The sequence below is a fragment of the Microvirga brassicacearum genome, from assembly GCF_008757455.1.
Lineage (GTDB): Bacteria > Pseudomonadota > Alphaproteobacteria > Rhizobiales > Beijerinckiaceae > Microvirga > Microvirga brassicacearum.
In genome coordinates, this window is sequence record NZ_VCMV01000029.1 from 105,737 (window position 1) to 128,823 (window position 23,087).

A 23,087-nucleotide genomic window follows, 5' to 3' on the forward strand; every position below is an offset into this window, starting at 1 on the left:
ATAAAAACCCGTGTGAGGACCGTGTCCGCGGCCTCACACGGGTACATTCGCCGCACCGGATAGAGAACCACAAACTCGAGGTTTTCCGATTCTGGCTAGCATGGGCCGTTGAGCCTGGCGCTTTACTCCGCCGCCACCTTCGCGGCCTTCGCCTTCGCGTCCGTCTTCTTCAACGGCCGGCGCGCGAGCACGTCTTTCAGGAAGCGCCCGGTGTAACTCTCCTTGACCTCGCAGATGTCCTCCGGCGTTCCTTGCGCCACGATCTGCCCGCCGCCATCGCCGCCTTCGGGACCCATGTCGATGACCCAATCGGCGGTCTTGATGACTTCGAGATTGTGCTCGATGACCACCACCGAATTGCCTTGCTCGACCAACTCGTGCAGCACTTCGAGAAGCTTTGCGACGTCGTGAAAATGCAGGCCGGTGGTGGGCTCATCGAGGATATAGAGCGTGCGTCCGGTGGCACGTTTCGACAATTCCTTCGAGAGCTTCACCCGTTGCGCCTCGCCACCCGACAGGGTGGTGGCCTGCTGACCCACATGAACATAATCGAGGCCGACGCGAGAAAGCGTCTGCATCTTTTCGCGGATCGACGGAACGGCCTTGAACAATTCGCGCGCTTCCTCGACCGTCATGTCGAGCACGTCCGCGATGGATTTATCGCGGTATTTTACCTCGAGCGTTTCGCGGTCGTAGCGCTTGCCCTTGCACACGTCGCACGTGACGTAGACGTCGGGCAGGAAGTGCATCTCGATCTTGATGACGCCGTCGCCCGAGCACGCTTCGCAACGCCCGCCCTTGACGTTGAACGAGAAACGGCCGGCCTGATAGCCGCGGGCCTTCGCCTCCGGCAGCCCGGCAAACCATTCGCGGATCGGGGTGAACGCGCCCACATAGGTCGCCGGATTCGAACGCGGCGTGCGGCCGATGGGCGACTGGTCGATATCGATGACCTTGTCGAGATGCTCCAACCCCTCGATGCGGTCGAACGGGGCAGGGTGCTCCATGGCGCCGTTGAGCTTGCGCGCCACCGCTTTGTAGAGCGTATCGATAACAAGGGTGGACTTGCCGCCGCCGGAAACACCGGTGATGCAGGTGAAGGTGCCGAGCGGAATTTCCGCCGTGACGTCCTTCAGGTTGTTGCCCTTCGCGCCTACCACCTTGAGCACCCGGCTCTTCACGGGCTTGCGGCGTTTCGGCGGAACTTTCACCGACATCTCGCCCGTGAGATATTTGCCTGTCAGAGATTTGCGATTGCTGAGAATCTCCGGCGGCGTGCCCTCGGCGACGATCTCGCCGCCGTGGATGCCAGCGCCGGGGCCGATGTCGAACACGTAATCGGCCTGCAGGATGGCGTCCTCGTCGTGCTCGACGACGATCACCGTGTTGCCGAGATCGCGCAGGCGCTTGAGCGTGACGAGCAGACGCTCGTTATCGCGCTGATGGAGGCCGATAGAGGGCTCGTCGAGCACATAGAGAACGCCGGTGAGGCCGGAGCCGATCTGGCTCGCCAGGCGGATGCGCTGGCTCTCGCCACCCGACAGGGTGCCGGATGCGCGGGCAAGCGTCAGATATTCGAGGCCCACATCGACGAGGAAGGTCAGGCGCTCGCGGATCTCTTTCAGAATACGACCAGCGATCTCGTTCTGCTTCGGCGTCAGTTGCGCCGTGAGGTGTCCGAACCATTCGTGCGCGTCGCGCACCGATAGGCCGGTGGCATTGCCGATATCGGAGCCCGCGATCTTGACCGCCAGTGCTTCGGGTTTGAGCCGCTTGCCCTTGCAGGCGCCGCACGGCGTCTCGCTCATGTAGCGGCCGATTTCATCGCGGGCCCAGTCGCTCTCGGTTTCCTTGTAGCGGCGCTCGAGGTTGGTGATGACGCCCTCGAAAGGCTTCTTCACCTCGTAGGCGCGCAGGCCGTCGTCATAGGCCATGCGGATAGTGTCGGAGCCCGAGCCGAAGAGAATGACGTCGCGCACCCGCTCCGGCAGTTCCGCCCACGGCTTGGTCATCGACGCCTTGTAATGTCGCGTGATCGCTTCCAGCGTCTGGGCATAATAGGGCGACGAGGATTTCGCCCAAGGCGCGATGGCGCCACGCTTCAGCGAGATGGTCTCGTCCGGCACGATGAGCGCCTGGTCGATGGTCATCTCATGTCCGATGCCGCCGCAGGTGGGGCAGGCGCCGAACGGGTTGTTGAACGAGAACAGGCGCGGTTCGATTTCGGGAATCGTGAAGCCTGAAACCGGGCAGGCGAATTTCGACGAGAAGACGATCCGCTTCGGCTGCCCCTTATCGTCCTTCTCGTCCGCGTATTCGACAACCGCGATGCCATCCGTAAGGTCGAGGGCCGTCTCAAAGGATTCGGAAAGACGTGCCGCGATATCGGCGCGCACCACGATGCGATCGACCACCACGTCGATGTCGTGCTTGAACTTCTTGTCGAGGGTCGGGGTCTCGTCGATAGCGTAGTATTCGCCGTCGATCTTGAGCCGCTGAAAGCCCTTTTTCTGGAACTCGGCGATTTCCTTTCGGTACTCGCCCTTGCGGCCACGCACCACCGGCGCCAGCAGGTACAGGCGCGTCTTTGCCGGCAATTCGAGCACCCGGTCGACCATCTGGCTCACCGTCTGGCTCTCGATGGGCAGGCCGGTGGCGGGCGAATAGGGAATGCCGACGCGCGCCCAGAGCAGGCGCATGTAGTCGTAGATCTCAGTCACCGTGCCGACGGTCGAACGCGGATTGCGCGAGGTGGTCTTCTGCTCGATGGAGATGGCGGGCGAGAGGCCGTCGATCTGGTCCACGTCCGGCTTCTGCATCATTTCCAGGAACTGGCGCGCATAGGCCGAGAGCGATTCCACGTAGCGGCGCTGGCCCTCGGCATAGATGGTGTCGAAGGCGAGGGAGGATTTGCCCGAGCCGGACAATCCGGTGAACACCACGAGATGGTCGCGAGGGACCATCAGATCGACGTTCTTGAGGTTATGTTCGCGGGCGCCACGCACGGAAATCACGCGCGCGTTTGGGTCACCCGCCCTGGCGCGGTTGAACAGATCGTCGAGTTTAGCCATAGCCTGCTCAAGCTCTGAAAAGGGAAACCGGCCTCGTCAGGCCGGGGTTCCGGATATGTGATCGTCCTGTCGCGGAAACAACCGGTCCGACGATTCGCGCCGGAATAGCCTAGAACAAAAAGGGTACGACAGGCAATCGCCTGCCGGGGGAGGGAATGCTGGCCTCGGGTGAATTTTTGCGAGGGCGGGCAAACGGGGATGCTCTCGCGGAGGAGTTGGGCTAGGCTGAGGCGAGCCGCTTCTCGCCGGGACCCCACTATGATGTTATTTCGCCTGACCGCCGCTGCCGCCATTGCGTCCTTTTTCTGTATCCAGCCCAGCCTGGCGGGGCCGTGCACGGCCCAGATCGACCAGGCTCAGGCGCAGTTGGACAAGAGAATCGAGGCGGTTGCAGCGGCAGGAGGCACGGGCAAGCAAAGCGACGCGGCGCAGATGCACCGCCAACCCACGCCCGGTTCCATCGCAACGGCGGAGCAAAAGCTCGGGGAGGGCACTTCCCTGGAGCCTGCGTTGACGGCGCTGGCGCTGGCGCGCAAGGCGGATGCGGCGAATGACAAGGCCGGCTGCGACAACGCACTGGCGGAGGTGAAGCGCGTCGTCGGGCCTTAACGGCGTTTGGCGAGGCGAAGAGGCGCGGAACCGAAAGGCCGGGACCCTTTTATTGGGGACAGGCATAAGGTCGATCGACCCGCCGGCTTGTCGCCGGCGCTTTCGCGTCCCAGAACACAGCCTTGGTGTTTCGAACGGGAGTGGCTCAGATGGCGGGCAGCGTGAACAAAGTGATCCTCGTGGGCAATCTGGGCCGCGACCCGGAGGTGCGCCGCCTTGGATCAGGCGACCCTGTGGTCAACCTGCGCATCGCCACCTCGGAGTCCTGGAAGGACAAGCAGAGCGGCGAGCGCAAGGAAAAGACCGAGTGGCATTCGGTCGTCATCTTCAATGAGAACCTCGCCCGCGTCGCCGAGCAATACCTGAAAAAGGGCTCGAAGGTTTACATCGAGGGCCAGCTCCAGACCCGCAAATGGCAGGACCAGTCCGGCCAGGAGAAATACTCGACCGAGATCGTGCTGCAGCGCTTCCGGGGCGAATTGACCCTGCTCGACAGCCGCGGCGGTGGCGGCGGGGAATATGGCGACGACCAGGGCGGGGGCGGCCAGATCAGCCGCGGCGGCGATTTCGGAAGCTCGTCCCCCATGGAGCGCCGTCCGGCGGCCCCTGCATCGGGCGGCGGCTCGAAATACGGCGATATCGACGACGACATTCCGTTCTAGCGCGGAGCCACCAGATATCGGAACTTCGGGCGTCGGCCTTCATGTGGTGCTTATAAGTAGATTGCTGGCGCGACCCGAGATGGGGCGAAGACAGGGCCTGCAGGACGGGTCCTTCCGGGTTCGAAGTGTGAGCGCTGCTTGCCAGCCCGCCTCAAGCTGAGCGATGGGAAATGCATCGCCGCGAGGTATCCCGCTGGGCTCGCCCGTCTTTCGAGTTTCGGAACGGAAAAGAGCCCGCCTTGGCAGGCGGGCTCCCTCGGCGTGATCTTCGAGCCAGCTTAGAGATCGAAGAGGAAGTTCGACACCTTCAGGTTGGGCCTCGAGGCGAGGGTGACGAGATGGAAGGCAGGTTCCTCAATTCCCGTGCCGTCGGGATCGTAGAAAAGACGGCCGTCGTCGATATCGTAGAGAAACTGCGCCTTGGCCGAATTGGCCACTGGGTCGGAGCCGATGACCAACGGATTGAACAGATCGACGTTGTCCCGAGCCGCGTTATAGAAAGACTGGCCCACCAAGAGAAAGTCCTTGGCGGTGAAGTCCTGGATGGTATCCGCGTCGCCATAATAACTATTCAGAACAAATGTGTCGGAACCGGCGCCGCCGATCAGGACGTTGTTCCCGCTGCTTGAAAGCGTGTCGTCGCCCTTGCCGCCGTTGATCGTGATGCCGCCGTCCCAATTGGAATAGATGGAGAGGACGTCATCTCCCTTCGAGCCGACGAACGTGCTGCCTTTGACAGCGCCGTAAAGATAGATCTCGGCCCTCTCGAACTGACCGGCCTTCAACCCAAAGAGTCCAACATCGGCGGCCTTTTTTCCGGTGATCTTGGAGAGGTTCACATTCAGGGGAGTTGGTTCGACGTTAGGTATGACAGGGACGCCCCTGCTGAGAGCGAGCGTGTCGGAGCCGCTTCCTCCCGTCGCAACATCAAGCCCATGGACGACGACTCTGTCATTGCCCGCTCCTGCAGTCAGAACGTCTCTAACCTCGTCGCTGCCCCCGTCGAGATAATCGTTTCCATCACCGCCGATGAGTTTATCGACGCCGTCCCCGCCGAAGAGCGAGTCGTTTCCGGCATCGCCGGAAAGGCTGTCATTGCCGTCGTTTCCATGAAGCGCATCATTGCCGATGCCGCCCCGCAGAATATCGGCGAAGACGCCGAAGCCGCCGCTGAGGTAATCATCGCCCTCGCCGCCGCTCAGGTTGTCGCGGCCATCGCCACCGTCGAGTTGGTCGTTGCCGAGACCGCCGAGAAATTTATCATTTCCCCCGTGGCCATGAAGGATGTCGTCTCCCGCGCCGCCGTCGAGAAGGTCGTTGCCGAACAGCCCATAGATCCGATCATCGGTGGCCTTGCCCTTGAGTTTGTTGTTCTTGTCCGTTCCGCGAATGACCGCCATGTCTCTCTCTCAATCCTGAGGGGTTATGAATCGTGCGGTCCACTACCGCAGGAGGGTAGGAGATAAATCATAGTCGGAGTATTGTCACGTAATAATGATGCATTATTTGTGCCTCCCGCCCGGCCAAAAGAGTATTTCGGCCCCGACGCCGTGACATGCTCCGGGCAGGCGGCTATATGGGACCGGCGGCACCATGGCCGTTTCCTTTGCAAATTCGATATTCCATGACCCTTTCCCCTGACGCCGGCCTCGACACCCTGTTCACCTGGATCCGTACGGAGAGCCCCACGCACGATGTGGCCGGGGTGAACCTGATGATGGATCTCGTGGTCGCGCAGATGGCGGATGCGCCGGTCGCGATCGAGCGCCTTCCGGGTGCGTCGGGGCTTGGGGACGCGCTGGTGCTGCGCGCAGGACCGGAGCGGGACGAACCCGCCATCCTCGTCATGTCCCATCTCGACACGGTCCATCCGGTCGGTACGATCCAGAACGATCTGCGTCTGCGGGTCGAGGGCGACCGCCTCTATGGCCCCGGCGTCTACGATATGAAAGCCGGCGCCTGGTTCGCGCTGGAGGCCTTCAAGGCGGTGGCGCGCCAGGGCAGCGCGGCGCGCCCGATGATTTTCATCGTAACACCCGATGAGGAAATCGGCTCGCCGATGACCCGGCCGGTCATCGAGAGCATCGGCCGCCGCTCGGCTTTCGCTCTTGTCACGGAACCGGCGCGCGACGGCGGCAAGATCGTGACCTCCCGCAAGGGCGTTGGTCGGTTCGACGTGCATGTGGAGGGGCGTCCCTCCCATGCGGGCTCGCGTCATCCGGATGGGCGCAACGCCATCTACGAGGCGGCGCGACAGATCCTCGCCGTCGAGGCGATGACGGATTATGGACGCGGCGTCACCACCACGGTCGGCATGATCTCCGGCGGAAGCGCCGTGAACACAATTCCGCAGCACTGCCATTTCCCGATCGACCTGCGCGTCGAAACGGTTGCGGATGGGGAGGCTTTGACGGCGGCCATCATGGCATTGCGGGCCCAGAACCCCGATTTCAACGTCACGGTGACGGGTGAGATGAACCGTCCGCCTTATGAATGCAGCGATGCGACGGCACGGCTCTTCGATCATGCCAAGTCGTTAGCCTCGGAAATCGGCTTCGATCTGGCGACATGCCCGCGCGCGGGCGGCGGCTCGGACGGCAATTTCACGGCTGCCATCGGCACGCCGACCCTCGACGGCCTCGGGATCGATGGGGACGGCGCGCACACGCTCCAGGAATACGGCCTGATCTCATCGATCGCGCCGCGCAGGGCGCTGATGACGCGGTTGTTGGAAACGCTTCGCTGAGTTTGCGGAAACCGACGGTCAGAGGTTTGGACGCACCAGTGCTTCCACGCCGTTGATGATGAATTGCACGGCGAGCCCGGCAAGAATTACGCCGAGCAGACGGCTGAGCACGATATTTCCCGTCACCCCAAGCCAGCGCGACACCCGATCGGCCGCCATGAATACCGCAAAGCAGCTGACGACTCCGAGCGCCAGCAGCGCGATGAGCGCTGACAGATAGGTGACCTGACCCTCGGCACGGCCTGCGAGAAGAATCGTCGCCGTGATCGCGCCGGGGCCCGCCATCAGCGGGATCGCGAGCGGGAAGGCCGCGACGTTGCGGATGTGGTCTTCGGTGATCGCCACGTCGGCGGTGTGCTGCTTGCGCTCATTGCGGCGCTCGAACACCATCTCGAACGCAATCCAGAACAACAGCAATCCGCCCGAGATGCGAAAGGCGGGAATGCCGACGCCGAGCAGACGCAGCAGGATTTCCCCACCCAATCCGAAGAAGGCCAGGATGCAGAAGGCGATCAAGGCAGCGCGCAGGGCTACGCGCTTGCGCTCGGCGGCATTCATTCCACGGGTGAGCGACACGAAGATCGGTGCCAGCGCCGGCGGGTCGAGCGTGACGAGGATCGTCACCAGGGCGGCGGAGATGTAGTCGAAAAGCATCTGCTGGACCTCGTCGCGAGCTATGGGTTATGCCCTTTCCGAAGAGATTTGGCGAGAGGTCACGCAACGATGTTCACGGTTCTGGATCGCGTCAGCCTGCCTGGATCACCGGAGAAGGCGAACGAGGATTCGTGCGGGGCGAGCGGCGATTTCGCGTGGGTCATCGACACCTCGATCTTTCCCGGAACGCCGCCGATCATGAACGACAGCAGCGATGCGGCGTGGCTGGCGGGCTTTGCGAGCGAACGCCTCTCCGAATTGGCGCCCGGTGCGGATGACGGTGCGGCACTCGTTCGTCATGTGATGGAAGAGGCGCGGACCGTCTTCTTTCGAAAAGCGCCGCCAGACCGGCATGATTTCATCACCTGGCCCATTGGCGCCATGACGCTCGTGCGCCGACGCGACAACAACCTCGACGTCTGGACCTTTGCCGACACCACGGCGTTCGTCCGATCGCCGGACGGAACTATGGTGACAGTCGGTGAGGCGCAGGACATGCGCAAGTTCGAGATGGCGAAAGCCGCCGAACTCCTGAAGGCGAGCGGTTGCACGCCGAAGACCATCGGCCAGTCGGAGCATTTCCGGAACTGGCTTGCCGGCCGCCGCGAACGCCAGGAGCGATCGGGCGCATTGGCATTGCTCGGTCTCGATCCGTCGGCGGCCGACCGGATGCGACACGCAACCGTGCCCTGTCCTAACGACACCACGATCCTCATCACAAGCGACGGCTTTTCGGCGCTGGTCGATCTTTATGGTCGTATGGACGCCCAGCAATTGATGGAAGCGGCGTTGGACGAGGGTCTGGCCGCACTGGCGGATCTCGCGCGGCAGATCGAGACGCAGGAAGACCCCGACGGAATCCTCTTCCCGCGCTTCAAGCTCAGTGACGACGCGACGGCGCTGCTCATTCGCGCCTGACGCTCAGGCTGCTGGATCGCCCGCGACTGCTGGCGAGGGCAGGGCGTCTATCACCGGCTGCCCGCCCGCATAGCGCACCAGCGCGTCGATCCGGTCCTCGATCGACGGGTGGGTTGCAAACAAGTCCGAAAAGCCTTTGCGGGGATTGTCGAGGCAGAGCTCCATCACGGCCGAAGGCGCATCCTGCAACTCCCCTTTTCCCTCGATTTTCCGCAGCGCCGATATCATCGCGTCGGCATTGTGCGTGAGCTCCACCGCGCCCGCATCGGCGAGATATTCGCGTCGGCGCGACAGCGAGAAGCGAATGACGATGGAGAGCATCCAGGCGACGATGAGCAGAGCGAGCGCCACGGCCATGGCGGCAAACCGGCCGCCGCCTTTCTTGCCGGATCCGGTGGCGGATCTTGAGACGCTGCCGAGCGAACGCCAGGCAAATTCCCCGATGAACGATATGAGTCCGACCACGAGCACCGCGATCATCATGGTGCGTACGTCGCCGTTGCGGATATGCGTGAGCTCATGCGCCAGGACGGCTTCCAACTCGCGCTTATCGAGGCGGTCGAGAAGCCCGCGTGTGACCGTGATGGTGTATTGCTCGGGCCGCATGCCGCTCGCATACGCGTTGGGGGCGTCGGTCTCGATGATGCGCAGGCGCGGCATGCTCAGGCCGCGCGAGATGCAGAGGTTCTGGAGCAGGGTGAAGAGCTCGGTTTCCTCGGCGCGCGTGATGTCGTTCGCGCCGGTCGCGAGGCCGAGGATGAAGGCGTTGAAGCGGGCCGCGCACCAGATCCAGACACCCACGATCGCGGTGACCAGGGGCGCCAGCCACAGGGTTCGCGTTGCCGCCTCAGACAGCAGGGTATCAAGTGCGCCTGAGCCGTCATCCGCGAAAGCGAGCCACAGCAACGAGAGCCCGTAGGTCATGAGATAGAACAGGATGAACAACCCGGCGATGAGAAGAGCCGAGCGCCGGCGGTTCGCCTGAATATGCGTGTAGAGCCCGAACGCCGGCAGCACGGGCGCGCTTTAAAACGCCACTTTGGGCGGTGCGTCGAGGCTCTGGCGCGCCGTTTCGCCGACATCGAAGAAGGTTTGCGGCTTGAACCCCATCAATCCGGCGAAGATCACCGCCGGGAAATGCTGGATTGCGGCATTGAACTCGGCGACCCCGTTGTTGAAGAAGCGCCGGGCGGCAGCGAGCTTGTCTTCGATATCGGTGAGATCGGTCTGCAATTGCTGGAAATTCGCGCTGGCCTTGAGGTCTGGATACGCTTCCCCAAGGGCGAGGAGGCGGCCGACGGCTCTCGACAGGGCATTCTCTGCTGCCGCTTGGTCAGCCGGTCCCTGCGCGGCGAGCGCCCTGTTGCGGGTCTCGACCACCGCCTCGAAGGTCTCCCGCTCATGCGCCGCATAACCTTTGACGGTTGCAATAAGATTGGGGATCAGGTCGTGACGCTGCTTCAACTGGACGTCGATATCGGCGAACGCCTGATTGACGCGGACCCGAAGGGTGACGAGGCCGTTATAGGTCGTGGTCGCATAGATGGCGACAAGCCCGACGACAGCCCAGAGAATCAGGTCCATAGGCATTTCCCACGTTTTTACGTTGCGACACATGCCATAGGCGAGGGAGGCCAGCAAGTTGCGACCCGGCTGTGTCGTGCAAGGATAAATGTCCTATGGAGGAAACCGAAGGCAACGATGCTGTCGCCGGGCCCGTGTTCGGCCTTGGATAAGCGGCCGAAATGCCTTGAAAAACGCCCGTTCATCGGCCATCTAACGGGTTGATTTCATTGGTTTCGCCGCCCGGATTCGCGCGCGGCGATTCTGCTGGTATAGGGTAGCGTCCGCGCTGCTCTCCTCCAGCCGGACGATTTGAGAAAGACCGACCTTGACCGATCCGAACGATACCCGCCCCGCCGGCCCTGGCGGCGACCAGCCGGCCAGCGACGTCAAAGTGATTTCCATCGTCGACGAGATGAAGCGCTCCTACCTCGATTACGCCATGAGCGTGATCGTGAGCCGCGCTCTCCCCGACGCGCGGGACGGCCTCAAACCGGTGCATCGACGCATCCTCTACGCGATGCACGAGAGCGGTTACACGCCCGACAAGAAGCACGTGAAATCGTCGCGCATCGTCGGTGACGTGATGGGTCAGTATCACCCGCACGGCGATCAATCGATCTACGATGCGTTGGTGCGCATGGCGCAGGATTTCGCCATGCGTCTGCTGCTCGTGGACGGGCAAGGCAATTTTGGCTCCGTCGACGGCGATCCGCCGGCGGCCATGCGTTACACCGAGTCGCGCCTGACTCGCGCGGCGATGCCTCTGCTCGAGGATATCGACAAGGACACGGTCGATTTCAGCCCGAACTACGACGAGTCGAAATACGAACCCGTCGTACTGCCGGCGCGGTTCCCGAACCTGCTGGTCAACGGCGCGGGCGGCATCGCTGTCGGCATGGCCACCAATATGCCGCCGCACAATCTCGGCGAAGTCATCGACGGCTGCCTGGCTTATATCGACGATCCAGACGTTTCGACCGAACAGCTGATCGAGATCATTCCCGGGCCGGATTTTCCCACCGGCGCCATGATCCTCGGCCGCTCCGGCGCGCGCTCCGCCTATATGACGGGCCGCGGCTCGATCATCATGCGGTGCAAATCCGAGATCGAGGTGGTTCGCAAGGAACGCGAAGCGATCATCGTCAACGAGATTCCCTATCAGGTGAACAAGGCGACGCTGATCGAAAAGATCGCCGATCTCGTTCGCGAGAAGAAGATCGAGGGCATTTCGGACCTGCGCGACGAATCCGATCGCGACGGCATGCGCATCGTCATCGAGATCAAGCGCGATGCGATGGCGGATGTGGTGCTGAACCAGCTCTACCGCTATACGCCGCTGCAAACCAGCTTCGGCGCCAACATGGTGGCGCTGAATGGCGGTCGCCCCGAGCTGATGACGCTGAAGGACCTGATCAAGGCCTTCGTCGACTTCCGCGAGGAAGTGGTTTCGCGTCGCACCAAGTATTTGCTGAACAAGGCACGCGAGCGGGCTCACGTGTTGTGCGGCCTTGCCATTGCGGTCGCCAATATCGACGAGGTCATTCGTCTCATCCGCACCGCGCCCGATCCGAACTCGGCGCGCGAGGCATTGATGGGCCGCGACTGGCCCGCTCAGGATATCGCGCCCCTGATCCTGCTGGTCGACGACCCGCGCCACAGGATCAACGATGACGGCTCCTATCGCCTGTCGGAGGCGCAAGCCCGCGCCATTCTCGAATTGCGCCTGCAGCGCCTGACGGCCCTCGGCCGTGATGAAATCGGCGACGAATTGTCGAAGCTCGCGGCCGAGATCTCCGATTATCTTGAGATCCTGCGCTCGCGCATCCGCATCATGACGATCATCAAGGACGAGCTCGCGCAGATCCGTGACGCCTACGCCACGCCGCGCCGGACCCAGATCATGGATTGGGAAGCGGATGTAGACGACGAGGACCTGATCCAGCGCGAGGACATGGTCGTCACCGTGTCGCATGCGGGCTACATCAAGCGTGTTCCGCTCTCGACCTATCGCGCCCAGCGCCGCGGCGGCAAGGGTCGCGCCGGCATGATCACGCGCGACGAGGATTTCGTCACGCGGCTGTTCGTGGTGAACACCCATACGCCGGTAATCTTCTTCTCGTCCAAGGGACAGGCCTACAAGGAGAAGGTGTGGCGCCTGCCGCTCGCCGCTCCGAACGCCAAGGGCAAGGCGCTGGTGAACATGCTGCCGCTCGAAAAAGATGAGCGCATCACCACCATCATGCCGCTGCCCGAGGATGAGGCGACCTGGGACAAGCTCGACGTGATGTTCGCGACCTCGCGCGGCACCGTTCGCCGCAACAAGCTGTCGGACTTCATCCAGGTCAATCGCGGCGGCAAGATCGCCATGAAGCTCGATGCGGGCGAGTCGATCGTCGACGTGCAGATCTGCACCGAGAACGACGACGTGCTGCTGACCACTGCGAAAGGCCAGTGCATACGCTTTGCGGTGCCGGAGGTGCGTGTCTTCAAGGGTCGCGATTCGATGGGTGTGCGCGGCATCAACCTTGCTGCCGGCGACGCGATCATCTCGATGGCGATCCTGCGTCACATGGCGGCGACGGGCGAGGAGCGTGCAGGGTATCTCAAGATGCGTCGCGCCGTCATGGGTGAGATCACCAATGGCGAGGCGGGCACCGAGGTCGCGGCGGATGCGGGCGACGAGGAGAATGTCGCCGGTGAGGCTCTGTCCATGGAACGCTACACCGAGCTTAGCGCCCATGAGCAGTTCATCCTGACGATTTCGGAAAAAGGCTACGGCAAGCGCACGTCGTCCTACGAGTACCGCATCACCGGTCGCGGCGGCAAAGGCATCACCGCGATGGCCGTCAACAGCCGCAACGGCCAGCTCGTGGCTTCCTTCCCGGTCGAGAATTCCGACCAGATCATGCTTGTGACGGATAACGGCCAGCTCATCCGCGTGCCGGTCGACGGCATCCGCACCGTCGGACGCAACTCGCAGGGAGTGACTGTCTTCTCCACCAAGGGCAAGGAGAAGGTCGTCTCGGTGGAGCATATCGAGGGCGAGGACGCGGAAGCGGCCGAGGACGAAGCCGGGATCGACGAGACCGGCGCGACCGAGAATGGCGATGCTGCGGAGAACAACGAAGGCGGCGAGGAATAAGTCGTTCCGGGTCGAGCGATAAGATCGTGTGCCAGCCAATGGCAATGGACGGTTCGGCTTCGGCAACGAAGCCGGATCAGGCATGGATCGGGCCGAGGGAAACCCGGAACCCACCGCCGCTTAACAGAACGCGGGACAATATCTGTTGCTTGGTGCGTTTCTCGAAACCCTGAATAGGGTTCCGGGCTTCGGGCCGAGGGATTGCAGGCTGATGGCGGGGCAGGTTCCCGCCATTTTCTTGGAGAGCCGAACGCGGTGCGCGGCGGTATTTCAGATCGCTTCAGCGATGCCGCTTCACACGGCGCTCAGCGACAGGCTCGACAACGCGGCGGGACTCAACACGACGGCGGCAGTCACGAAAACGACGGCGAGGCGAAAGATCACGGGACCCTCCTTTTCCAAGGTCGAGTCGGTTTTCGCACGCCAAGTGACGTAACGGCGTGTGTTGCCGCACAGCTTGATTTAGCGGGAGACGAGCCGGCGAGCGCATGGGGGATTCAGCGGAACAGGCCTTCCGGAGGCCTCCAGCCCGCGCTCCCGGCTTGATAGCCGGCCTGCCAACGGTTACCTGATAGGGATGACCCGCACCGCGCTCTTCACCGGCAGCTTCGACCCCGTCACCAACGGCCACTTGGACGTGGTGCGGCAGGCGTGTCGGGTGGCGGAGCATATCGTGGTGGCGATCGGGGTCCATTCGTCCAAGACGCCGATCTTCCCGGCCGAGGAGCGGGCGGAATTGATCGCTGCGGTCTGCGGCCCGGTTGCGAAGGCCGAGGGTGCGACCCTCGAGGTGGTGACGTTCAATGACCTGGCCGTCGAGGCGGCCCGGCGTCACGGGGCCACTCTCATCGTGAGAGGGCTGCGTGATGGCACGGATTTCGATTATGAGATCCAGATGGCGTCGATGAACGCCGCCATGGCGCCTGATATCCAGACGGTTTTCTTTCCTGCCTCGCCGTTGGTTCGCCCCATCACCGCCACGCTTGTGCGTCAGATCGCCGGGATGGGCGGCGACGTTTCGGCTTTCGTGCCGGACCTTGTGGCGCGGCGCCTCAAAGACACCTTCAACCGGCGGTGACGCCGCAACTCTCTCAAAGGAGACTTTCGATGAAGCGTTTGTTCGCAGCCGGAGCGCTCGTGCTCGCCAGCCTGTTCCCTGCCTTGGCGCAACCCGCGGCCGACCCGCAGAACACGATCTTCCTCGACACCAAGGATGGCCGCATCACCATCCGCCTGCGTCCCGATCTTGCTCCCAAGCATGTGGAACAGATCAAGGCCCTGGCCAAGAAGGGGTTCTATGACGGCGTGGTGTTCCATCGCGTGATCGACGGATTCATGGCGCAGACCGGTGATCCGACCGGCACGGGCACGGGCAAATCCGACCTGCCGAACGTTCCCGCCGAGTTCACCAAAACCCAGTTCAAGCGCGGTTCGGTGGGCATGGCGCGCTCGCAGAGCCCGGATTCGGCCAACAGCCAGTTCTTCATCTGCTACGACGGCTGCGGCCCGCTGACCGGCCAATACACGATCTTCGGCGAGGTCGTCTCAGGCATGGACGTCGCCGACAAGATCAAGAAGGGCAATTCCGCCGCCAACGGCATGGTCACGACGCCCGACAAGATCGTGAAGATGCAGGTGGCCGCCGACGCCAAGTGATCGGGCCAAGCGTCTGAGATTGCGTCATATGTTCGTTTGTCGAAAGCACGCGCGGCGCCTCGTAGCCGCGCTCGTTTTCGCCCTTCTGCCGGCGATGCCGCTCGCGACGATGGCGCAGGATTTCGGCGATCCGGACGAGCGCCAACGCCAGCTCGAACCGACCCCCGAATTGTCCGAGAACCTGAGCGGTGTGGTCCGGCCCGGGTCGAACGACCCTCTGGTACGGATCGATACCTTGCGAGATATTTTTCGCGCACTCGGAGCCTGTTGGCGTTCGCCCGCCGGCAGCGGGTTCTCCGGTCAGGAAATCACATTACGTTTGGCCTTCAAGCGCAACGGCGAAGTATTGGGGCAACCCAGGATCACCTATTATCGGCCCGGAGCCGGAAATTCCGACCAGCGGGAAGCTTTCACGCGCTCCGTGCGTGAGGCATTTGTGCGCTGCAATCCGCTTCCCTTTACGGAAAAGCTCGGCGGAGCGGTGGCTGGCCGCCTTTTCATCTTCCGTTTCAGCGACACCAGACCTATGTGAACGGCAGACTGCTCTTCACCAAGACTTCATGCCAACACAGGAGATCCCCGATGGCAGATCCGGAAAACACACTCGTGCTCGAAACCACCAAGGGCAAAGTCGTCATTGAACTGCGCCCGGATCTCGCCCCCGGCCATGTGGAGCGCATCAAGACGCTGGCGCGCAAGGGCTTCTACGACGGTATCGCGTTCCATCGCGTCATCGAGGGTTTCATGGCGCAGACCGGCTGCCCGCAAGGCACCGGCACCGGGGGGTCCGACCTGCCGGATCTGAAAGCCGAATTCAGTGCCGAGCCGCATGTCCGCGGCATCTGCTCGATGGCCCGGACCTCCGCGCCCAATTCCGCCAACTCGCAGTTCTTCATCGTCTTCGACGACGCGCGCTTCCTCGACAAGCAATACACTGTCTGGGGCAAGGTGACCGAAGGCATGGAAAACGTGGACAAGATCAAGCGTGGCGAACCGGTGCGCGATCCCGATCGGATCGTCTCGATGAGAGTGGCCGCCGACGCGTAGTCGCCGGGCTTCTCTCGCAACAGCATCGCATGCGAGGCGGTTCGCCGCCTCGCACCTTCCGGTGTGGACACCTGACGCGATCCGTCCGAGTGGCAAAGGTTGACGGCTCGGACCGGCGCGCCGATAACCTCGCCTATCAACGGAAGGCCCTCATGCGCGTCGATCTTTTCGATTTCGAACTGCCCGAAAGCAGCATCGCGCTTCGTCCGACGGAGCCACGCGATGCCGCCCGCATGCTCGTCGTGCGCCCGGATTCCGGGTTCGAGGACCGGATCGTTCGAGATCTGCCGGATCTGCTCACCGCGGGCGACGTGCTCGTCCTCAACGACACCAAAGTCATTCCATCCCGCCTCTATGGCGTGCGCGTGCGCGAGGAAACTGCCGCCCGGGTCGAAATCATGCTGCACAAGCGCGAGAGCGCAGATCGCTGGCGTGCCTTTGCCCGACCGGCGAAGAAGCTTGCGATCGGCGACCGCATCCGCTTCGGCGAATCCGCCGAGAGCACGGCCTGCGAATTGGTACGGCTCGACGCGGAGGTCATCGAGAAAGAGGAGGGTGGTGAGGTTGTCCTGCGGTTTGCGTTCTCCGGGCCGTTTCTCGAGGAGGCTATCGCGCGCCTCGGTGAATTGCCGCTGCCGCCTTACATCGCCGGCAAACGCACGACCGATGACAAGGACCTTGTCGATTACCAGACAGTCTATGCGCAGGATGAGGGTGCGGTTGCGGCACCCACCGCGGGCTTGCATTTTACCGATGATCTTTTCCGCCGCCTCGAAGAGCGCGGCATCGCCTGTCATTTCGTGACGCTTCATGTGGGCGCGGGCACGTTTCTGCCGGTCAAGGCGGAGGACACCGCCGATCACCGCATGCATGCGGAATGGGGCTCGATCAGCGCTGGCACCGCGCAGGCGATCAACGACGCGAAGGCGCGCGGCGGGCGCGTTGTGGCGGTCGGGACGACATCCTTGCGCCTTCTGGAAAGTGCCGCTCGGGACGACGGCACGGTGACGGCATTTTCCGGCGACACGGCGATCTTCATCACGCCCGGCTATCGCTTCAAGGCGGTGGACGTTCTGATGACGAATTTTCACCTGCCCCGCTCAACCCTCTTCATGCTGGTTTCGGCCTTTGCGGGGGTGGAGCAGATGCGTGCAGCCTACACGCACGCAATCGACAGCGGATATCGCTTCTATTCGTATGGGGACGGCAGCTTGCTGTTCCGGGCCGAGATTCGCTAAAACGCAGGGCTTTGTCGGCGTCACGGGGAGAGTCGCGACTTCCGTGACGTTTCGCCGCCACGCCTATATTATGCAGATTCTTTTCAGGATTGCTTATGAGCACCGATCAATTCACCTTCACCGTGTCCAAGACCGACGGCACCGCGCGCACGGGCGAGATTCGCATGCCGCGCGGGGTGATCCGCACGCCTGCCTTCATGCCGGTCGGCACGGCCGGAACCGTGAAGGCGATGTATCCCGATCAGGTGAAGGCGCTCGGCGCCGATGTGGTGCTCGGCAATACCTATCACCTCATGCTTCGCCCGGGCGCGGAACGCGTGGCGCAACTGGGCGGCCTGCATCAATTCATGAACTGGCCCTATCCGATCCTGACCGATTCCGGCGGCTTCCAGGTGATGTCGCTCGCGGCGTTGCGAAAGATTGACGAGACCGGCGTGACCTTTCAGTCGCATATCGACGGCTCGACCCACGTCATGACGCCCGAGCGCTCCATCGAGATCCAAGGATTGCTGGGGTCTGACATCCAGATGCAGCTCGACGAATGCGTGAAGCTGCCGTGCTCGGACGATGTCGCCGAGAAGGCCATGCGCCTGTCATTGCGTTGGGCCGAGCGCTGCAAGGTCGCGTTCGGCGACCAGCCGGGAAAGGCGATGTTCGGCATCGTGCAGGGCGGGGCGGTGGAAGCGCTTCGCATCGAGAGCGCCATACAACTCGCGGCCCTCGACCTGAAGGGCTACGCCATCGGCGGGTTGGCCGTCGGCGAACCGCAAGATGTGATGCTGCGGATGATCGAAACGGTTGAACCGCATCTGCCGAAAACAAAACCGCGCTATCTCATGGGCGTCGGAACACCAGACGACATTGTCGAGGCGGTGCGACGGGGTGTCGACATGTTCGATTGCGTCATGCCCACGAGGGCGGGGCGTCACGGACAGGTATTCACGCGGCATGGCCGCCTGAACATGCGCAATGCGAGACACGCCGAGGACACGCGTCCGCTCGATGCGGAATCGAAATGCGCGGCATCGAATGCCTATTCGCGCGCCTATCTCCACCACCTCGTGCGCTCAAACGAGATCCTCGGCATGATGCTGCTGACCTGGAACAATCTCGCGTATTATCAGGAACTCATGGCCGGCCTGCGCAAGGCGATCAGCGAGGGCCGGCTCGCCGACCATATTGCCGAAGTGAAGGAAGGCTGGGCGAAGGGCGAGCGCGATGGCGTCGTCGAACCTATCGACGATAAGGCTATTGCGGCGGAGGATTGAGCACGGCGTAAAAGCCACGGCTGTCGCCGCTGCCGGTCGTGCGGGCCCGCCGAAGGCTTTCGACGATGCGGCTCGCAATGCCGATCCGGTAGTGCAGGGCATCCCAGTAATTGGAATCATCGACGGTCACCGGGGAGCGCAGCCGAAAATCAACCACCACCGCGCCGTGTCTGCGACCGAGTTCGGCGACGCGCGCCTTGCAGGCGGCCTCCCGGCGGGCAAGCTCGCCGTCGGGCGGCGGCAGAATGGCCGCATGAACCGGCATGAAGGCCATGGTCACGCGGGTTGAAGCGGGCACCTGTTTGAGGGCGTCTTCCAGCCAATCGAGCGCCGGAAATGTCTCCATGACGGGTTTTGACGCTCTGGCTCGCCGCGCCGGCTTCGCCGGGCCCGCCTCTTCCAAGCGGGCGCTGCGCATGGTGTTGATGTTCTGGCGCGCCTTCGCCAAATCGTAAACCGATTCATCCGGTACGAATATCTCGTAGCCGTTCTGCGGGATGCGTTCCGGCATAAGGCCGAGGCGGTTCAGGGCAACGCGGCCGGCGATCTCGAGCGTCGTGAGATTGAGAAGTTCCGGATAGTCATTGACCGGATCCTCGTCGTAGAGCCACGGCGGAAAGGCCCGGAAGGTCAGTTTTTTTCTATCAGCATTGGGGTCGCACCAGGTTTCGTCGAGCCCGAAAATCAGGTTCTCCGGGCGCGCCTGCCGCCGCAGGAACAACGTCGCAAGCTGCATTTGCTCCCACGGGGTGGCGGCGTTCATTCCGAGATTGGCGAACTTACCGCCGAGGAGCCGGTCAAGCTGTTGCGGATCGAGCAGCCTGACGGTCGAGGTGCCGAACACCGCCGAGTCGAAGCGCCCGCTGCGCACGATCTGCGGATACATGAACCGCTGATTCACATCCATGATCGCGGTCGGCGGATGAGACGCCGACACGCGCAGGCCGAACGGGTCCAGCGCGACGATGAACCCATAGAGCACGGCCGTAGCCGCGAACGCGGCCGCTGCGAAGCTCAACGTGAATCGCCGCCAGGAGGCATTTTCGAGGCCGGAGGTCATCCGCGCGTGATCGCGGCCGCGACGCGCGATGTCAACCCAGCGCCCGCAGGTGCCGCATCGGCCGCCCGGGCGCGATCATCTCGGCGGCGGCGATGATGCCTTGCGTGTCGATGCCGAAATGGCGGTAGAGGTCCTGCACCGTGCCGGTCTGGCCGAAATGCTCGACCCCGAGGGAGCGGGTGCGGTGACCCATCACCGAGCCGAGCCACGCCAGCGTCGCTGGGTGGCCGTCAATCACCGTCACAAGCCCGCAATGGGAGGGGAGGTCGCCCAGAAGCCGCTCCACATGAGAGCGGGCATGAACGAGGCCGCGTTCGCGGGCCCGCTGCGCCGCCGTCCAGCCGGCATTGAGCCTGTCGGCGGAGGTGATGGCGAGCAGCCCGATATCCCGTCGATCTTCCGCCATGAGGCCGACCGCCTCGATGGCCTCCGGGCCGACGGCTCCCGTGAAGGCCACGATCACTTCGGCGTTGGGACCCGGCGGGCGGAGCCAATAGGCGCCATCCACGATGTCCGAGGCAAGCTCCGGGGTCATTTCGCGGCGCGGCTGATCAAGCGCGCGGGTGGAGAGCCGCAGATACACCGAACCGCCGGTCTCGTCGCGCAACCACGTCCGCTCGCTTGCCTCGCCGTCGCCATCGCGCTGCAGATAGTCGAACGCCCAGCGCATGATCACCGACAATTCATCGACGAAGGCCGGCTCGAACGATGCCAGCCCATCCTGCGCGAGGCCGATCAGCGGCGTTCCGATGGATTGATGGGCGCCGCCTTCAGGCGCCAGCGTAACGCCGGAGGGGGTCGCCACCACCATGAAGCGCGCATCCTGATAGCAGGCGTAGTTCAGCGCATCGAGCCCGCGCGAAATGAAGGGATCGTAGAGCGTTCCGATCGGCAGGAGGCGTTCGCCGAAGAGCGAATGCGACAGGCCCAAAGCCGAGAGCAGGATGAACAGGTTCATCTCGGCGATCCCGAGTTCCATATGCTGACCCGTCGGGCTGAAATCCCACGTGAAGGTCGATGGAATGCGCTCCGACTTGAACAGGTCCTTCATCTCCTCGCGGGCAAAGAGGCCGCGCCGATTGACCCATGCGCCGAGGTTGGTGGAAACTGTCACGTCCGGCGCAGTGGTGACGATCCGGTCGGCCAGAGGTTCGCTCGATCGGGCGAGTTCGTTGAGGATCAGGCCGAAGCCCTGCTGGGTCGACATCATCGGTTGGTCGGGCGTCGCAAGGCGCGCCGGCACCGCCACCTTCGGGGCTGTATGGCGCCGTGTCCCGCGTGCGTTGAAAGGTACGGCCTTCAGGAAACGCTCAAGTTCTGCGGCCGGCAGGCTCAACCCCTCGAACGGCTCCCATTCGTGCCCCGGCCGCACCTTCGCGGAGGCGCGATAGCCCTCCATCTGCGTCGGCGTCAGCAGGCCGGCGTGGTTGTCCTTGTGGCCGGCGAGGGGAAGGCCGAAACCCTTGATCGTGTAGGCGATGAAGACCGTCGGGCGATCATGGTCGACGGCCTCAAAGGCCTCGATCAGGCTGGGCAGATCGTGCCCGCCGAGATTGGACATGAGACGCGCCAACTCGTCGTCGGTTCGCTTCTCGATGAGGCGCGTGACCGCGCCCTGGTCGCCGAGATCGTCGAGCAACCGTTTGCGCCAGGCAGCGCCGCCCTGGAAGGTGAGGGCGGAATAGAGCTGGTTCGGACAGGTGTCGATCCACCGGCGCAGCCTGTCGCCCCCTTTTTCCGCGAACGCCTCCTGCATTAGGGAACCGTGCTTGAGAACCACCACATCCCAGCCGAACGAGCGGAAAATCGACTCGAAACGATCGAACAATCCCTCGCGCACCACGGCGTCGAGGCTCTGGCGGTTGTAGTCGATGATCCACCAGGTGTTGCGCAGGCCCTGCTTCCAGCCCTCCAGCAGCGCCTCGAAGATGTTGCCCTCGTCCATCTCGGCATCGCCCAGGAGCGCGATCATGCGTCCCTCGGGCAAATCCTTTGCCCAGTCATGCGCCTTCACATAATCCTGCACGAGGCTGGCAAAGAGCGTCTGCGCCACACCGAGCCCGACCGAACCGGTGGAAAAATCCACGTCGTCGATGTCCTTGGTGCGGGATGGATAGGATTGCGCGCCCTTGTAGCCGCGGAAATTTTCGAGCTTCTCGCGCGTCTGATGCCCCAGCAGATACTGGATGGCGTGGAAGATCGGGCTTGCATGGGGTTTGACCGCGACCCGGTCCTCAGGTTTCAGAACAGCCAGATAAAGCGCGGTCATGATGGTCGACAGCGAGGCGGACGAGGCTTGATGCCCACCCACCTTCATGCCGTCGCCGCTGGGGCGGACGTGATTGGCATTGTGGATCGTCCAGCTGGCAAGCCAGCGGATCTTTCGTTCGAGTTCGGCGAGGTACGGCAGGCGCGGATCGGTCATCTGGTATGCCCAACTGGGGCCGAGGGAACGCCACCGGCGAATCTTCCCTCTGCGGTTTTCGATTTCGGGGTTCATACTAGGCCTTTTTGATTGACCCGCCAGCCGATAGCCCCTATTTCGGGCTCACTTCCGGGAGGGCACCGTCCTCCTTGGGAACGCTGGCCGCCGGACGCCCGTTTTCGCGAGAGGACGTGGAGTTTCAGTGACTTAGCGGGTCATCGCAACGGCCTTTCCGCCGTTGCAAACCGAGATGGGCGCGTAGCTCAGTGGTAGAGCAGCTGACTTTTAATCAGCGGGTCGATGGTTCGATCCCATCCGCGCTCACCAGATCCTCTATGATTTCATAAGGATATGGTGAAACCACCCATCTCGTTTGGCGGGTCTCCCAGCAGGGGTAACCGCACGGGTAGCGCTCACATTGGCGCCTTCCGCAATGTGCACGTGGAGATCCACCCTCCGATCGTGGACGAGGCGACCTCGACGCTCTACGTGATCATTGCTGGGCTGCCACGGCCGAACCCGGCGACAGTGTCTCGTGTGCGAAGTGCCACGCGGCGCCCGAGGCCCGCTGGTGACCCGTTCAGACCTTTCCGAGCATTAAACGAGGGTCTTCCCAAGCGTCATCGATTTACGGTTGAACCGGAAAGACCGTCTTCCAGTCCCGCTTCATGTCGACCAATGTCCACCGGTCGGTGGCCGCAGCGTCAAGCGCCTTGTCGAGGCGGCCGACTTTCGACTGCCGGTCATAGGCGTATTCTCGCTCCGCATCCGTGTGATGCACCACGACGCCGAGCCTGCGCTTGCCGGCTTCGGTCGTCCATTGCAGCATCTCGAGATCGCCGTCGGAGTTTCCGAAAGCCGCGACGGGCCGGCGACCGATCTCCTGGTTGATGCCGACCGGCTTGCCAGGCCCGTCATCGATGAAGTCGACCTGGGGCAAACGGAATAGGGTCGGCCGGCCGTCGCGCTGTTCGAACTTGGTGACGATGCGGGAGCCGACAATCTGCTCGGGCGGAATGCCGTAG

At 63.0% G+C, this 23,087-nt stretch carries 19 protein-coding genes and 1 tRNA gene; 12 read left to right on the forward strand and 8 right to left on the reverse strand.

All coding sequences use genetic code 11. The annotated features are described in order from the left end of the window. Positions 1-122: 122 nt before the first annotated feature. Positions 123-3,071, reverse strand: coding sequence for an excinuclease ABC subunit UvrA (gene uvrA, locus FEZ63_RS17365; RefSeq protein ID WP_150946783.1), 2,949 nt, complete (start codon positions 3,069-3,071; stop codon positions 123-125). A gap of 258 nt (positions 3,072-3,329) precedes the next feature. On the opposite strand from uvrA, the gene FEZ63_RS17370 reads away from it, so the two are divergent. Both FEZ63_RS17370 and FEZ63_RS17375 read left to right on the forward strand, forming a co-directional pair. Continuing rightward, entirely contained in the window at positions 3,330-3,680 is a 351-nt protein-coding gene (locus FEZ63_RS17370; protein ID WP_244622856.1) for a hypothetical protein, read from the forward strand. A gap of 149 nt (positions 3,681-3,829) precedes the next feature. Next, entirely contained in the window at positions 3,830-4,342 is a 513-nt protein-coding gene (locus FEZ63_RS17375; protein ID WP_150946785.1) for a single-stranded DNA-binding protein, read from the forward strand. A 278-nt stretch (positions 4,343-4,620) separates the two neighbouring features. On the opposite strand, the gene FEZ63_RS25970 is transcribed toward FEZ63_RS17375, so the two are convergent. Then, positions 4,621-5,742: a calcium-binding protein gene (locus FEZ63_RS25970; protein WP_150946787.1), complete on the reverse strand. Its 1,122-nt coding sequence runs from the start codon at positions 5,740-5,742 to the stop codon at positions 4,621-4,623. Between the two features lie 224 nt (positions 5,743-5,966). Between FEZ63_RS25970 and FEZ63_RS17385 the strand changes: the two genes are divergently transcribed. Continuing rightward, on the forward strand, positions 5,967-7,088 hold the full coding sequence (locus tag FEZ63_RS17385; RefSeq protein ID WP_150946789.1) for a M20 family metallopeptidase: 1,122 nt from the start codon (positions 5,967-5,969) through the stop codon (positions 7,086-7,088). Positions 7,089-7,106: 18 nt separating this feature from the next. Here the strand turns inward: FEZ63_RS17385 and FEZ63_RS17390 are convergent, their stop codons facing one another. Continuing rightward, complete coding sequence (locus tag FEZ63_RS17390; protein ID WP_150946791.1) at positions 7,107-7,742, reverse strand: MarC family protein; 636 nt, start codon at positions 7,740-7,742, stop codon at positions 7,107-7,109. A 69-nt stretch (positions 7,743-7,811) separates the two neighbouring features. Here FEZ63_RS17390 and FEZ63_RS17395 point away from each other — a divergent pair, with 69 nt between their 5' ends. After that, positions 7,812-8,660, forward strand: a complete 849-nt coding sequence (locus FEZ63_RS17395) for a hypothetical protein (RefSeq protein ID WP_150946793.1) — start codon at positions 7,812-7,814, stop codon at positions 8,658-8,660. Positions 8,661-8,663: 3 nt separating this feature from the next. Here FEZ63_RS17395 and FEZ63_RS17400 read toward each other — a convergent pair whose 3' ends face one another. After that, positions 8,664-9,677, reverse strand: a complete 1,014-nt coding sequence (locus tag FEZ63_RS17400; RefSeq protein ID WP_150946795.1) for a M48 family metallopeptidase — start codon at positions 9,675-9,677, stop codon at positions 8,664-8,666. Between the two features lie 9 nt (positions 9,678-9,686). Then, positions 9,687-10,250 (reverse strand): LemA family protein, encoded by a 564-nt coding sequence (locus FEZ63_RS17405; protein WP_150946797.1) that lies wholly within the window; start codon positions 10,248-10,250, stop codon positions 9,687-9,689. A gap of 388 nt (positions 10,251-10,638) precedes the next feature. On the opposite strand from FEZ63_RS17405, the gene gyrA reads away from it, so the two are divergent. The 7 genes from gyrA (at position 10,639) to tgt (ending at position 18,577) form a co-directional block, all read left to right on the forward strand. Continuing rightward, positions 10,639-13,368 carry a DNA gyrase subunit A gene (gyrA, locus tag FEZ63_RS17410; RefSeq protein ID WP_244622860.1) on the forward strand — a complete coding sequence of 910 codons (2,730 nt, stop codon included), beginning with the start codon at positions 10,639-10,641 and terminating at the stop codon, positions 13,366-13,368. A gap of 577 nt (positions 13,369-13,945) precedes the next feature. Further along, positions 13,946-14,446 carry a pantetheine-phosphate adenylyltransferase gene (gene coaD / locus FEZ63_RS17415; protein ID WP_150946801.1) on the forward strand — a complete coding sequence of 167 codons (501 nt, stop codon included), beginning with the start codon at positions 13,946-13,948 and terminating at the stop codon, positions 14,444-14,446. 29 nt (positions 14,447-14,475) lie between these two features. After that, on the forward strand, positions 14,476-15,024 hold the full coding sequence (locus FEZ63_RS17420) for a peptidylprolyl isomerase (RefSeq protein WP_150946803.1): 549 nt from the start codon (positions 14,476-14,478) through the stop codon (positions 15,022-15,024). Between the two features lie 28 nt (positions 15,025-15,052). After that, positions 15,053-15,556, forward strand: a complete 504-nt coding sequence (locus FEZ63_RS17425; protein ID WP_150946805.1) for a hypothetical protein — start codon at positions 15,053-15,055, stop codon at positions 15,554-15,556. Positions 15,557-15,606: 50 nt separating this feature from the next. Then, positions 15,607-16,071: a peptidylprolyl isomerase gene (locus FEZ63_RS17430; RefSeq protein WP_150946807.1), complete on the forward strand. Its 465-nt coding sequence runs from the start codon at positions 15,607-15,609 to the stop codon at positions 16,069-16,071. A 152-nt stretch (positions 16,072-16,223) separates the two neighbouring features. Continuing rightward, positions 16,224-17,309, forward strand: a complete 1,086-nt coding sequence (gene queA, locus FEZ63_RS17435; protein WP_150946843.1) for a tRNA preQ1(34) S-adenosylmethionine ribosyltransferase-isomerase QueA — start codon at positions 16,224-16,226, stop codon at positions 17,307-17,309. 95 nt (positions 17,310-17,404) lie between these two features. Beyond that, on the forward strand, positions 17,405-18,577 hold the full coding sequence (gene tgt / locus FEZ63_RS17440; RefSeq protein WP_150946809.1) for a tRNA guanosine(34) transglycosylase Tgt: 1,173 nt from the start codon (positions 17,405-17,407) through the stop codon (positions 18,575-18,577). Here tgt and FEZ63_RS17445 read toward each other — a convergent pair. After that, the gene (locus tag FEZ63_RS17445; RefSeq protein WP_150946811.1) at positions 18,558-19,637 is read right to left on the reverse strand and encodes a hypothetical protein; all 1,080 of its coding nucleotides are present in this window, start codon (positions 19,635-19,637) and stop codon (positions 18,558-18,560) included. The two genes, tgt and FEZ63_RS17445, sit on opposite strands and share 20 nt — an antisense overlap. 31 nt (positions 19,638-19,668) lie before the next feature. Continuing rightward, positions 19,669-22,062 (reverse strand): transketolase, encoded by a 2,394-nt coding sequence (locus FEZ63_RS17450; protein WP_150946813.1) that lies wholly within the window; start codon positions 22,060-22,062, stop codon positions 19,669-19,671. 252 nt (positions 22,063-22,314) lie between these two features. On the opposite strand from FEZ63_RS17450, the gene FEZ63_RS17455 reads away from it, so the two are divergent. After that, a tRNA-Lys gene (locus FEZ63_RS17455) sits at positions 22,315-22,389 on the forward strand. 301 nt (positions 22,390-22,690) lie between these two features. On the opposite strand, the gene FEZ63_RS25745 is transcribed toward FEZ63_RS17455, so the two are convergent. Further along, positions 22,691-23,087: HAD family hydrolase (locus FEZ63_RS25745; RefSeq protein ID WP_476738961.1), on the reverse strand; the 397-nt coding region annotated here is incomplete at its 5' end.

What these genes read in the sequence shown, in the direction of transcription:
- FEZ63_RS17430 (WP_150946807.1), top strand. Translation starts at nt 15,607, where the DNA reads ATGGCAGATCCGGAAAACACACTCGTGCTCGAAACCACCAAGGGCAAA.
- FEZ63_RS17390 (WP_150946791.1), bottom strand. Translation starts at nt 7,742, where the DNA reads ATGCTTTTCGACTACATCTCCGCCGCCCTGGTGACGATCCTCGTCACG.
- FEZ63_RS17450 (WP_150946813.1), bottom strand. Translation starts at nt 22,062, where the DNA reads ATGACCGATCCGCGCCTGCCGTACCTCGCCGAACTCGAACGAAAGATC.
- FEZ63_RS17385 (WP_150946789.1), top strand. Translation starts at nt 5,967, where the DNA reads ATGACCCTTTCCCCTGACGCCGGCCTCGACACCCTGTTCACCTGGATC.
- FEZ63_RS17445 (WP_150946811.1), bottom strand. Translation starts at nt 19,637, where the DNA reads ATGACCTCCGGCCTCGAAAATGCCTCCTGGCGGCGATTCACGTTGAGC.
- FEZ63_RS17420 (WP_150946803.1), top strand. Translation starts at nt 14,476, where the DNA reads ATGAAGCGTTTGTTCGCAGCCGGAGCGCTCGTGCTCGCCAGCCTGTTC.
- tgt (WP_150946809.1), top strand. Translation starts at nt 17,405, where the DNA reads ATGAGCACCGATCAATTCACCTTCACCGTGTCCAAGACCGACGGCACC.
- FEZ63_RS17395 (WP_150946793.1), top strand. Translation starts at nt 7,812, where the DNA reads ATGTTCACGGTTCTGGATCGCGTCAGCCTGCCTGGATCACCGGAGAAG.
- queA (WP_150946843.1), top strand. Translation starts at nt 16,224, where the DNA reads ATGCGCGTCGATCTTTTCGATTTCGAACTGCCCGAAAGCAGCATCGCG.
- FEZ63_RS17405 (WP_150946797.1), bottom strand. Translation starts at nt 10,250, where the DNA reads ATGCCTATGGACCTGATTCTCTGGGCTGTCGTCGGGCTTGTCGCCATC.
- coaD (WP_150946801.1), top strand. Translation starts at nt 13,946, where the DNA reads ATGACCCGCACCGCGCTCTTCACCGGCAGCTTCGACCCCGTCACCAAC.
- uvrA (WP_150946783.1), bottom strand. Translation starts at nt 3,071, where the DNA reads ATGGCTAAACTCGACGATCTGTTCAACCGCGCCAGGGCGGGTGACCCA.
- FEZ63_RS17375 (WP_150946785.1), top strand. Translation starts at nt 3,830, where the DNA reads ATGGCGGGCAGCGTGAACAAAGTGATCCTCGTGGGCAATCTGGGCCGC.
- FEZ63_RS17370 (WP_244622856.1), top strand. Translation starts at nt 3,330, where the DNA reads ATGATGTTATTTCGCCTGACCGCCGCTGCCGCCATTGCGTCCTTTTTC.
- FEZ63_RS17425 (WP_150946805.1), top strand. Translation starts at nt 15,053, where the DNA reads ATGTTCGTTTGTCGAAAGCACGCGCGGCGCCTCGTAGCCGCGCTCGTT.
- FEZ63_RS25970 (WP_150946787.1), bottom strand. Translation starts at nt 5,742, where the DNA reads ATGGCGGTCATTCGCGGAACGGACAAGAACAACAAACTCAAGGGCAAG.
- gyrA (WP_244622860.1), top strand. Translation starts at nt 10,639, where the DNA reads ATGAAGCGCTCCTACCTCGATTACGCCATGAGCGTGATCGTGAGCCGC.